10 protein-coding genes are annotated in these 12,068 nt (G+C 54.6%); 2 read left to right on the forward strand and 8 right to left on the reverse strand.

Annotation, left to right across the window (positions count from 1 at the left end; all coding sequences use genetic code 11):
• Nucleotides 1–14: 14 nt before the first annotated feature.
• Together tgt and queA are read right to left on the reverse strand one after the other, a co-directional pair.
• Nucleotides 15–1,142 (reverse strand): tRNA guanosine(34) transglycosylase Tgt, encoded by a 1,128-nt coding sequence (gene tgt / locus ACHHZ6_RS09170; protein ID WP_182273919.1) that lies wholly within the window; start codon nucleotides 1,140–1,142, stop codon nucleotides 15–17.
• Nucleotides 1,143–1,196: 54 nt separating this feature from the next.
• Complete coding sequence (gene queA / locus ACHHZ6_RS09175) at nucleotides 1,197–2,267, reverse strand: tRNA preQ1(34) S-adenosylmethionine ribosyltransferase-isomerase QueA (RefSeq protein WP_182273918.1); 1,071 nt, start codon at nucleotides 2,265–2,267, stop codon at nucleotides 1,197–1,199.
• Nucleotides 2,268–2,359: 92 nt separating this feature from the next.
• Here queA and acpH point away from each other — a divergent pair, with 92 nt between their 5' ends.
• Both acpH and ACHHZ6_RS09185 read left to right on the forward strand, forming a co-directional pair.
• Nucleotides 2,360–2,941 (forward strand): ACP phosphodiesterase, encoded by a 582-nt coding sequence (gene acpH / locus ACHHZ6_RS09180; protein ID WP_182273917.1) that lies wholly within the window; start codon nucleotides 2,360–2,362, stop codon nucleotides 2,939–2,941.
• 241 nt (nucleotides 2,942–3,182) lie between these two features.
• The gene (locus tag ACHHZ6_RS09185) at nucleotides 3,183–3,785 is read left to right on the forward strand and encodes a peroxiredoxin (protein WP_182273916.1); all 603 of its coding nucleotides are present in this window, start codon (nucleotides 3,183–3,185) and stop codon (nucleotides 3,783–3,785) included.
• 45 nt (nucleotides 3,786–3,830) lie between these two features.
• Here the strand turns inward: ACHHZ6_RS09185 and ACHHZ6_RS09190 are convergent, their stop codons facing one another.
• From ACHHZ6_RS09190 to brnQ, 6 genes are all read right to left on the reverse strand, one after another.
• Nucleotides 3,831–5,699 carry an amidohydrolase gene (locus ACHHZ6_RS09190; protein ID WP_182273915.1) on the reverse strand — a complete coding sequence of 623 codons (1,869 nt, stop codon included), beginning with the start codon at nucleotides 5,697–5,699 and terminating at the stop codon, nucleotides 3,831–3,833.
• A gap of 21 nt (nucleotides 5,700–5,720) precedes the next feature.
• The gene (locus tag ACHHZ6_RS09195) at nucleotides 5,721–6,266 is read right to left on the reverse strand and encodes an antibiotic biosynthesis monooxygenase (RefSeq protein ID WP_395122125.1); all 546 of its coding nucleotides are present in this window, start codon (nucleotides 6,264–6,266) and stop codon (nucleotides 5,721–5,723) included.
• 48 nt (nucleotides 6,267–6,314) lie between these two features.
• Nucleotides 6,315–6,956, reverse strand: a complete 642-nt coding sequence (locus tag ACHHZ6_RS09200) for a hydrolase (protein ID WP_182273913.1) — start codon at nucleotides 6,954–6,956, stop codon at nucleotides 6,315–6,317.
• Between the two features lie 200 nt (nucleotides 6,957–7,156).
• Nucleotides 7,157–8,974 (reverse strand): maltodextrin glucosidase, encoded by a 1,818-nt coding sequence (gene malZ, locus ACHHZ6_RS09205; RefSeq protein ID WP_395122126.1) that lies wholly within the window; start codon nucleotides 8,972–8,974, stop codon nucleotides 7,157–7,159.
• 139 nt (nucleotides 8,975–9,113) lie between these two features.
• Nucleotides 9,114–10,487 carry a proline-specific permease ProY gene (gene proY / locus ACHHZ6_RS09210; protein WP_182273911.1) on the reverse strand — a complete coding sequence of 458 codons (1,374 nt, stop codon included), beginning with the start codon at nucleotides 10,485–10,487 and terminating at the stop codon, nucleotides 9,114–9,116.
• A gap of 81 nt (nucleotides 10,488–10,568) precedes the next feature.
• The gene (brnQ, locus tag ACHHZ6_RS09215) at nucleotides 10,569–11,888 is read right to left on the reverse strand and encodes a branched-chain amino acid transporter carrier protein BrnQ (RefSeq protein ID WP_182273910.1); all 1,320 of its coding nucleotides are present in this window, start codon (nucleotides 11,886–11,888) and stop codon (nucleotides 10,569–10,571) included.
• Nucleotides 11,889–12,068: the final 180 nt, after the last annotated feature.

Below are 12,068 nucleotides of genomic sequence, written 5' to 3' on the forward strand. Positions count from 1 at the left end.
CCTCATTATTAAAATTAATCAACGTTCAAAGGTGGAACATCCCGCCCCTGACGTTGGTAGAAATCGGTCACGAAGCTCTCTAATTTACCCTCTTCGATAGCCTTACGTAAACCAGCCATTAAGCGCTGATAATAACGAAGATTATGAATGGTATTGAGACGCGCGCCTAAAATCTCATTGCAACGATCGAGATGATGCAGGTACGCACGAGAATAATTGCGACAGGTATAGCAATCGCACCCGGAATCAAGCGGGCTGGTGTCACTCTTATGCTTCGCGTTACGGATTTTCACCACGCCATCGGTAACGAACAGATGACCATTCCGCGCGTTACGGGTCGGCATTACGCAGTCGAACATATCAATGCCGCGACGTACGCCTTCCACCAGATCTTCTGGTTTACCCACGCCCATCAGGTATCGTGGTTTATCCGCTGGGATTTGCGGGCAGACATGCTCCAGAATGCGATGCATATCTTCCTTCGGCTCACCCACAGCCAAACCGCCGACAGCGTAGCCATCAAAACCTATCTCTACCAGACCTTTAACGGAGATATCACGTAAATCTTCGTAAACACTGCCCTGAATAATGCCAAACAGCGCATTTTTGTTCTGCAGGGAGTCGAAACGGTCACGGCTGCGCTTCGCCCAACGCAGAGACATTTCCATAGAGCGTTTGGCGTAGTCCCAGTCCGCCGGGTATGGCGTACATTCATCGAAGATCATGACGATGTCGGAGCCGAGATCGTACTGAATCTCCATCGATTTTTCAGGATCGAGGAAAATCGGATCGCCGTTGATCGGGTTACGGAAGTGCACACCTTTTTCGGTGATCTTGCGAATATCGCCCAGGCTGAAGACCTGGAAACCGCCGGAGTCGGTCAGAATGGGGCCTTTCCACTGCATGAAGTCATGCAGATCGCCGTGCAGCTTCATGATCTCCTGACCAGGACGCAGCCACAGATGGAAGGTATTACCGAGGATAATCTGTGCGCCGGTGGCTTCAACTTCTTCCGGTGTCATCCCTTTTACGGTGCCGTAAGTGCCCACAGGCATAAACGCGGGGGTTTCCACCACGCCGCGATCAAACACCAGGCGACCGCGACGCGCGCGACCGTCGGTGGTATCGAGTTCAAATTTCATTTCTCTTCCTTTGTGCCAGAAAAACAGTCCGACACATTATTCAGTGTCGCGGACTTATTCCCCGACACGCTCATTCAAAGCCTGCGGATTGTACGTGATAAACATCGCGTCCCCGTAGCTAAAAAAGCGATATTTTTGTTCTACCGCAGACTTGTAGGCAGCCATCGTGTGCTGATAACCCGCAAATGCGGAAACCAGCATAATCAGTGTCGATTCAGGCAGATGGAAGTTGGTCACCAGTGCATCAATCACGTTGTACTGGTAGCCCGGGTAGATGAAGATCTGCGTATCGCCGAAAAACGGCTCGATAAGCTCGTTTTTGGCGGCCTGCGCGGCACTCTCAAGTGAACGGACTGACGTGGTACCGACAGCGATAACGCGGCTACCGCGAGCTTTCGCGGCCAGAACAGCGTCCACCACGTTCTGAGGTACTTCGGCATACTCAGAGTGCATGATGTGATCTTCAATGCTGTCCACGCGCACTGGCTGGAAGGTTCCTGCGCCCACGTGCAGCGTCACGAAAGCCATCTCCACACCTTTTGCACGCAGTTTTTCCAGCAGCGGCTCATCAAAATGCAGGCCTGCGGTTGGGGCTGCCACCGCGCCAGGCTTCTGGCTGTAGACGGTTTGATACAGCTCCCGGTCGGCCTCTTCGTCCGGACGCTCAATGTATGGCGGCAACGGCATGTGGCCGATGGTGTTCAGGATATCGAGCACCGTACGCTCATCATCGAACGCCACTTCAAACAGCGCATCATGGCGCGCGGTCATGGTCGCTTTGATGCTCTCATCATCGCCCAACAGCAGCTCAGCACCCGGTTTCGGAGCCTTAGACGCGCGAATATGTGCCAGAATACGTTTATCATCGAGCATACGTTCGACCAGCACTTCAATCTTACCGCCGCTGGCTTTACGGCCAAACAGACGCGCCGGGATCACGCGGGTATTGTTAAAAACCAGCAGATCGCCAGGGTTGAGCTTGTCGAGCAAATCGGTGAAAGTACCGTGCGTCAGCGCGCCCGTAGGCCCATCCAGTGACAGCAAGCGGCAGCTACTGCGCTCAGGCATTGGATAGTGAGCAATCAGGGATTCAGGTAATTCAAAGGAGAAATCGGCGACGCGCATGACGTATACTCGTGACTTAAAAACAGGCGGCATAGTCTAGTGCTCACACTCTTTTGCTGCAACAACTAGCCGCCCCCGGACAGATAAAACGCATGAATTTTCTCGCTCACCTGCATCTTGCTCACCTTGCTAACAGCTCCCTTTCCGGTAATTTGCTGGCCGATTTCGTGCGCGGTAACCCCGCAGAGTCGTATTCCCCTGAGATTGTTGACGGGATCTTTATGCACCGCCGCATTGACGTGTTAACCGATAATCTGCCGGAAGTGACGGAAGCCAAAGCGTGGTTTCGCCCCGAAACGCGCCGCGTAGCACCGATCACGCTCGACGTGATGTGGGATCATTTCCTGTCACGCCACTGGGCGCAGCTTTCGCCGGAAATGCCGCTACCCGAGTTCGTACACTATGCCCACGCGCAGGTGTCGATCATTTTGCCGGACTCGCCACCGCGATTTGTGAATCTGAACAACTATCTGTGGTCAGAGCGCTGGCTGGAACGTTATCGTGAGATGGATTTTATCCAGAACGTGTTGAACGGAATGGCGAGCCGCCGTCCGCGTCTTGATGCGCTACGTGATTCATGGCATGACCTGGATGAACACTACGACGCGCTGGAAACGCGCTTCTGGCAGTTCTACCCGCGCATGATGACGCAGGCGAAAAACAAACAGCTCTGAATACACGTCATCCTTTAAGCCGCCTCTACGTTGGCTACGCCTGCTCACCCCGGGAGCTTACTTAAGTAAGCTCCCGGGAATTCCCGCTTTGATGCAACTTGAATGATTTTGTGTATAGAAAGAGCATTGATAGGCGAAAGCTTGCTGAACGATTGTCAGTGCCTCTTTGTCTTATTGATGGACACTCTCTATACTGGCCGCGTTGCGTTCCAAATAACCTTAGTATCTACAGGAGAATCATATGGTTCTGGTAACTCGTCCGGCTCCGGATTTTACAGCTGCAGCAGTTCTGGGCAACGGTGAAATCGTTGAAAACTTCAACTTCAAACAGCACACCAACGGTAAAGCGACCGTTCTGTTCTTCTGGCCAATGGACTTCACCTTCGTTTGCCCGTCTGAACTGATCGCGTTCGACAAACGTTACGAAGAATTCCAGAAACGTGGCGTAGAAGTGGTTGGCGTCTCCTTTGACTCTGAATTTGTACACAACGCATGGCGTAACACCCCTGTCGACAAAGGCGGCATCGGTGCGGTGAAATACGCAATGGTTGCGGACATCAAACGCGAAATCCAGCAGGCTTACGGTATCGAACATCCGGACGCTGGCGTTGCGCTGCGTGGTTCATTCCTGATCGACGCGAACGGTATCGTTCGTCACCAGGTTGTGAACGATCTGCCGCTGGGTCGTAACATTGACGAAATGCTGCGCATGGTTGACGCGCTGCAGTTCCACGAAGAGCACGGCGAAGTGTGCCCGGCTCAGTGGGAAAAAGGTAAAGAAGGTATGGCTGCATCTCCGGAAGGCGTTGCTAAATACCTGACCGAGAATGTATCCAGCCTGTAATCGGCACGGTGTACGAAGAAGGCCCGCAAATGCGGGCCTTTTTGTTTAGAACGCGAAGCAAGAACAGCCTAACACGCCCCAGAACGCCTGCTCATCCGATACAGGAATATCCGACTGACGGGCAATCCCATGCGCGTGACCGTGCACCCCACAACTGCCAATGCACTGGTGCATCTGTACCACCGCACCCACTTTACTCGCCACTGGCGGTGCAGAGCGGTAATGTCCAGGCACTTTCACCACCGGTGACCACTCCGGTACAACCGGGATTGGCGGCGGTGACAGCGGGCTGAAATGTCCTGCGGCATATACCACTTTACCGTCGACCACCGTCAGCACCGATTCAATGCCCTTAATGTCCTCTTCCGGCACGCTGAAATAGTCTTTCGACAACACCACCAGATCCGCCAGCTGTCCTTCGACCAGACGGCCTTTTTTGCCCTGCTCGCTGGAGAACCAGGCGCTGCCTGCAGTCCACAGCTCCAGCGCAACATCGCGCGGCAGACGGTTATTGTCGTCGTACATCGCCAGCCCGCCCACGGTACGGCCAGACACCAGCCAGTAGAGCGCCGTCCACGGGTTATAGCTCGCCACGCGTGTGGCGTCCGTACCTAACCCTACCGGCACATCCAGCTCCAGCATTTTCGCCACCGGCGGGGTATGCTTCACCGCCTCTTTGCCGTAGCGGTCAACAAAATACTCGCCCTGGAAGGCCATACGGTGCTGCACCGCAATCCCACCGCCAAGGGCTTTAACTCGTTCGATATTGCGCTCGGTAATGGTTTCCGCGTGGTCGAAGAACCAGTGCAGGCCGTTGAACGGAATATCACGGTTCACCTTCTCAAACACATCCAGCATGCGGCTGATCGATTCGTCGTAGGTAGCATGCAGACGGAACGGCCAGCGGTTTTCCACCAGATGGCGTACCACGCGTTCCAGCTCGTCTTCCATACCTTCCGGTAAATCCGGGCGCGGCTGGAGGAAATCTTCAAAATCTGCCGCCGAGAAGACCAGCATCTCACCCGCGCCGTTGGCCCGGTAGAAGTCGGTCCCCTGACCCGGCTTAAGCATATCGGTCCAGCGTTCAAAATCTTCCAGCTCCTGCTTCGGCCGCTGGGTAAAGAGGTTATAGGCGATACGCACCGTCATCTGCTCTTTGGCGTGCAGTTCAGCGATCACTTCATAATCTTCCGGGTAGTTCTGGAAACCACCACCGGCATCAATGGCGCTGGTCAGCCCCAGACGGTTCAGCTCACGCATAAACTGACGCGTCGAGTTTACCTGCTGCTCAATGGGCAGTTTCGGCCCTTTCGCCAGCGTAGCGTAGAGGATCATCGCATTCGGTTTGGCGATCAGCATCCCGGTTGGGTTACCGTTGTTATCGCGTACAATCTCCCCACCCGGCGGGTTGGGCGTCTCTTTGGTGTAGCCGACTGCTTTCAGTGCCGCGCGGTTGAGCAGTGCACGGTCGTAAAGATGGAGTACAAACACCGGCGTGTCAGGTGCGGCCTCGTTGAGTTCTTCGATAGTCGGCATCCGGCGCTCGGCGAACTGGAACTCGCTCCAGCCGCCAACCACCCGTACCCATTGCGGTGACGGTGTACGATCGGCCTGATCTTTCAACATGCGCAGTGCATCCACCAGTGATGGCACACCTTCCCAGCGCAGCTCCAGGTTGTAATTCAACCCACCGCGGATCAAGTGCAGGTGCGAGTCGTTCAGTCCAGGGATCACCGTGCTTCCCTTTAAATCGACGACCTGCGTTCCCTGCGTCGCATAGCTCATGATGCGATCGTGGTTGCCCGTGGCAAGGATCTTGCCGTTGGCGATCGCCACCGCTTCCGTAAGCGGATTTTCGCGATCGAGTGTGTGGATCTTACCTTTGGTTAAGATCAGTGTGGCAGTGTGAGACATAACGTACTCCTTTGAGCCGAATCAGGCTTTTTTTAGCCATCCGGCAAACAGACGGGTCACGATGGGCATCCAGAGCCAGACCACCAGCGCGACCACACAGGCATCGTTAATCAAATGCAGCAGAAGTGAGCCTTTCAGGCCAGGAAGCAGCGCACCGGTCACCAGCGGCACGATGCTGGTACTGGGAAAGATGACCAGCAGCGTGATAAGAAACTGTTTCCACTGCTTTGGCTTACGCACATGCGGCTCAGGCGGTGTAAACCAGAACGCCGCTTCGGTACGTACTTCGGTTTTATCGCCTTCAGCCAGCAGCGGTTCAATCTCTTTAACCAGCGCGTTGCGGGTCTCGGACTGCGTCCACGCGTAGAGATGTTCAATGGTGTCGAAGCGGATAATCACCGTCCACAGGTTTTGCCCTTCAGACGGACGGATTACGTTCGCACCAAGATGGCCGGAAAATTCCGCCGCGACAGGCATAATCTTGCCCAGCCACTGTTCATATCGCTCAGCTTGTCCCGGAAGTAACATATGGGTGATCACCAGCGTCACATGTGATGTTTGCGCCATAAAAGTTCCCTGGTCATTGATGGGCGGGAGAACCCCGCCCTGAAAGGTTTACGCTTTGCGCTCTGGCGCACCGTGAACGAGGGTATAGGCATAATCGACGCCCATGCCGTAAGCGCCGCTGTGCTCACGTACCAGGTCCATTACCGCGTCGTAGGTCCCTTTGCGTGACCAGTCGCGCTGATACTCCAGTAGCACCTGCTGCCAGGTCACTGGCACAGCGCCCGCCTGCACCATACGGTCAATGGCACGCTCGTGGGCATCAACGGAGGTACCGCCAGAGGTATCCGTCACCACATAGACTTCGTAACCTTCATCCAGCGCCATCAGTGCCGGGAAGGTCAGGCACACTTCCGTCCACAGGGCTGAAATGATGAGTTTTTTACGGCCCGTCGCTTTGACTGCCGCAACAAACGCATCATCTTCCCAGGAGTTCATGGAGGTACGTTCAATCGGTTTTACATCCGGGTGAACCGCCAGTAATTCTGGCCAGATATAGCCACTAAAGCTTTTCGTTTCTACCGATGTGTAGATAACCGGAACATCAAAAATTTTGCCTGCTTTTGCCAGCGCAACCGTATTATTCTTCAATAATTGACGGTCAATATTGGCCACACCAAAGGACATTTGCGGTTGGTGATCGATAAAAATCAATGCGGAGTTGGATGGATCAATCAGTTCACGAATAGACATAAAAGTACCTTTTAATCAATTAGTTAAAAGCCAACGGTTTGTGTGCTATATGAGAAAGGGCCCTGACTGATAAAGCAAATTGAGTATAGCGAGATTTGATTGAGAGAATATTAAAGATATTTGTCCCCTCTGTTGAATTTAACCGAACAACTTAGGGGAAATATTCTGCAACCGGCATAAGTACCGGTTGCAGATGAGGATTAATGACCGAACCAGACTGACGCGGAAATAGCAGGCAGAGAGAGTATCCCCTCCTGAATAGCACCTTTGCCCTCTTTCAACTGCCACACCTTCACGTTCAGCAGCGGAGAGCTATCCAGCACCACTTCGCAGGCTTCACCCCGGTTAATGGCTACCAGCACACGCTGCTGGTTATAGACGCGGGCAAACACCACCACGTTATCGTGGGCGTATACCACCTGACAGCCGCCGTAGCGCAGAGCCTGGTTCTGTTTACGCAGTTTCGCCATGCGCTGATACAGACGGAGCAGCGCTTTGTCCTGTTTTGCAGGCTCCCACGGGAAGGTTTTACGGCAGAACGGGTCGTTATTGCCGTCCAGGCCTACTTCATCCCCATAGTAAATGCATGGCACACCTGGCCAGGTAAAGAGCCAGGTGACGGCCAGCGGCAGACGTGCCACATCCTTGCCGAGCAACGATTTAAAGCGTGCAGTATCGTGGCTATCCAGCTGGTTGAACATACGTAGCTGTTGCTGATGTGACAGGCTGGCACGGTAGTTATCCATCCACACCATGCAGGTTTCCGCGTCGATATGCTGCGGATCGTAGGAGATGTCAGTATTCGCAAGGAAGCCCCACAGCGGGAAGGTAAAGCCGCGATAGTTCATCGCCGCATCTTCCGCATCGGCCTGCAGCCACTGACGCGCATCACCAAAATGCTCGCCAAAGACAAACGCCTCCGGCTGTGCAACTTTCGCGGAACGGGTGATCCCGGCGACATGCTGAAGGTTGTTACGCGCCCCACCGCCTTCCCCCAGCATATGCACCACATCCAGCCGCCAGCCGTCCATGTTCCACGGCGCGTTCAGCCAGTGGCGCACGATACTGTGTTCACCGCCGTAGATTTCGTTGACCAGAGAAGGCGACTGGAAATCCAGTTTCGGCAGGCTCGGGTAACCCAACCAGTCGAGCGCACGGCCATCTTCGTTAAAGCTGTACCAGTCGCGCTGAGGTGAATCCGGGTTGTGGCATGCCCCTCCCATCAACGGGTTATGGCGGTCAAACCAGGCATGAGAATCACCGCTGTGGTTGAACACACCGTCCAGAATCAGGCGCATGCCTTCATTTTTTGTGTTCTCTCTCAGGCGCAACAGCGCCTCATCGCCGCCAAACTGCTCGTCGACGTGGCGATAATCTTCGGTATCGTATTTATGCACGCTTGGGGCTTTAAACACCGGGTTCAGGTACAGCGCCGTGATGCCGAGTTTTTTCAGGTACGGGAGTTTTTCGCTGATACCGTCGAGATCGCCGCCGTAAAACGTCGACCCTCCTGCCCGATCGGTCAGCGGTTCATCCCAGTCTTTCAGGACAATGTCGTGGCCTGCCGCGTGGTGGTAATAGATCTTATCCTGCTGTGCAGTACGCGTTGTGCTGCGCGCGAAACGATCCGGGAAGATCTGGTAAAAGACCTGATCGTTGACCCATTGCGGGCCATTATCCGGGCAATCAACGGCAAACTGCTCCAGCCGTGCGGGCGGAAAACGGCTAAACCCCTGCGGGGCAAACCACAGCTGACGGTTGTTCCACAGCAGTTTGAAACTGTAGCGACGGCGCGGCTGTCCGCTACTTAAGTCGATCCTGGCCTGCCACGCCGTCACTCCAGGCTGCGGCTGACTGCGCTGCTTGTGCATCGTCAGCGACGTTTCTTCATTATCCACTTCGGCGCGCAGCGTCACGCGTTCAGGCTGATTTTCTCCCGCCAGCCAGAGCGTAATCACAAGGTTGTCTTTGCTTTGCTTAACAAATGGGGCAACCGGAAGGTGCCAGGCGTTTAACATCACGAATCCCCTTTGATGAAATTGACGTCACCTTGCCACAGGGTGATTAAGGTTAGCTCATCATGATGTGGTTTATTGGGGGAGGAGGACGGGGGAGGAGGTAAAATAACCCTCTCCCACAGGGAGAGGGAAAAGGGAATTACTGTGCTTCAGCCAGCTGACGGTCGCGGCGACATTTAAACATCCAGCCCACCAGCAGCAGGGCAATCCACGCGAAACCGACGTACAGGGAAATACGGGTATCCGGGTGATAGCCAATCAGGGCAATGATAAAGACCAGGAAGATAAGCCCAGCTACCGTCGTTGGCACGCCGCCCGGCACTTTAAACTTCAGCGCTTTCACATCGGACGGCGACAGACGGCGACGGAACGCAATCTGCGACAGCAGGATCATGATCCACACCCACACCGTTGCGAAGGTCGCCAGCGACGCAATCACCAGGAAGACGTTCTCCGGCATGATGTAGTTCAGATACACCGAGAACAGCAGCGCAACGGTCATCACCACCACGGTCACCCACGGCGTACCACGACGTGACGTTTTGGCAAACACCTTCGGTGCACTGCCCTGCTCCGCCATCCCGTGCAGCATACGGCCCACGCCGAAAACATCACTGTTGATCGCCGAAAGCGACGCGGTCAGCACCACAAAGTTCAGAATGCTGGCAGCAAACGCGATCCCCATGTGCTGGAAGGTCAGCACAAACGGGCTGCCGTTGGTGCCCACCTGGTTCCACGGGTAGATAGACATGATGACGAACAGCGTACCCACATAGAACACCAGAATACGCATTGGCACCGAGTTGATGGCACGCGGAATGGATTTCTCCGGATCTTTCGCTTCGCCAGCGGTAATCCCGATAATCTCAATACCACCGTAGGCAAACATCACCATCTGTAGCGACATTACCATTCCGAGCCAGCCGTTACTGAAGAAGCCACCGTTGCTCCAGAGGTTATGGATACCGGTCGGTTGACCACCGTTACCGATCCCCCAGATGATGATACCGAAACCGGCGATAATCATGATGATGATGGTGGCAACCTTGAAGAAGGAGAACCAGAACTCCAGCTCACCAAACACTTTCACGCTCATCAGGTTGACGGCGCAGATGATCAGCACCACGCTCAGCACCCAAATCCAGTGCGGTACCGCCGGGAACCAGACGCCCATGTAAATGCCAAACGCCGTCACGTCGGCAATGGCCACAATCAGGATTTCAAAACAGTATGTCCAGCCGGTGATAAACCCGGCCAGCGGACCTAAGTTTTCCTGCGCATAACGCGAGAACGAGCTGGCGGAAGGGTTGTGAACCGACATCTCCCCCAGCGCGCGCATGATGATATAGGCCGCTACGCCGCCAATGATGTAGGCCAGCAGAACGCTTGGGCCAGCCATTTTAATGGCATCTGCGGAGCCATAAAAAAGGCCGGTACCAATTGCAGAGCCCAGCGCCATAAAGCGAATGTGGCGAGTGCTTAGCCCGCGTTTGAGTTTGTTAGTGCTTTCCATTTAAATCTTGCCATTCAACACGAAAAAAACAAAAAACCACGGGGCCTTAAGCCCCGTGGTTAAACAGTTTGTTGCCGTTGATTAATGAGCGTTCGATGCGACCTGACGCCCTGCAGCACGATCCCAGATAATGGCCAGAACCAGTGCAACAACGGTTGGCATCAGCCAGGCCAGCCCCTGTTCGGACAGCGGCAGACGCTGTGTCCAGGCAGGCAATATTGCACTGAATGCTGATGCTTTAATTCCGTCAAGGATACCAAAAATCAGGCTAATAAACATGGCTGGCGCAATAATTCGCGAAGCATTATTCCACCACGGGCGGGTGAAGCTCAGCACCACCAGCACGATACACGGCGGATAGATAGCCGTCAGAACCGGGATAGAGACCTGAATCAGGTGGCTCAGCCCCAGGTTTGACACCGCCATAGAGAAGATACCCAGGATAAACACCAGCGTACGGTAAGAGAGTGGCAGATACTGCGCGAAGAACTCCGCACACGCACAGGTCAAACCAACCGCCGTCACCAGGCACGCCAGGAAAATCAGTACCGCCAGCAGCAGGCTACCCGCTCCACCGAAGGTGTGCTGTACGTAAGCATGCAGGATTGCCGCACCGTTCGCGTTCTGATCCACCAGCATCGCGCTATCGGAGCCCAGACGGAACAGCGCCAGATACAGCAGCGTCAGGCCAACACCGGCCATCAGGCCCGCCCAGATAGTGTAGCGGGTCAGCAGACGTGCTTCGGTCACACCACGGGAACGCGCGGCGTTAACGATAACGATACCAAACACCATCGCGCCCAGCGTATCCATCGTCAGGTAGCCGTTCACAAAACCGTTAGAGAAGGCTGCGTTTTTGTACGCGTCCATCGCCTCGCTGATAGGGCCAACCGGCCAGATGATGGCGGCAACAGCCAGCACAATCAGCGCCACAATTTTCATTGGTGCAAGAAAGTTACCCACGGTATCCAGCAGTTTGCCCGGATAGAGGGAAACCAGAATCACGATAGCAAAGTAGATCAGGCTATAGATAAACAGCGGCATCGCGCCATCACCGGTCAGCGGGGCAATCCCCACTTCGAAGGAAACGGTCGCGGTACGTGGCGTCGCAAACAGCGGGCCAACAGCCAGGTAGCAGACGGTTGCCAGCAGGACACCCGCCACTTTGCCAATTGGCGTGCTGAGGCTGTCGACACCGCCGCCAACTTTCGCCAGCGCGATAACGGTCAGCACCGGCAGACCCACGGCAGTAATCAGGAAACCAAACGCAGCTGTCCAGACGTGTTCACCAGCCTGTAAGCCAACCATTGGAGGGAAAATGATGTTGCCTGCGCCAACGAACAGCGCAAATGTCATAAAGCCCAGCGCGATGATGTCACGCGATTTTAAGTGATGGGTCATAAAACCTTACTGCCTGTGGATGTGGTGTTGAAAACATTGAGATTTTCGCTCTCCCCTGGCGGGACAATACAGCGGAAAATTTGCTCAATTTCAGCGGGAAATGCTCCCGTCCTGGCGTGGAGAAGAATAGTTTTTCGATTTACCACGCAAATACAGTCGCTATGACAGTATCTGGGGGGC

This window comes from Enterobacter cloacae complex sp. 2024EL-00214, from assembly GCF_043945575.1.
In the GTDB taxonomy this organism is placed as follows: domain Bacteria; phylum Pseudomonadota; class Gammaproteobacteria; order Enterobacterales; family Enterobacteriaceae; genus Enterobacter; species Enterobacter cloacae_P.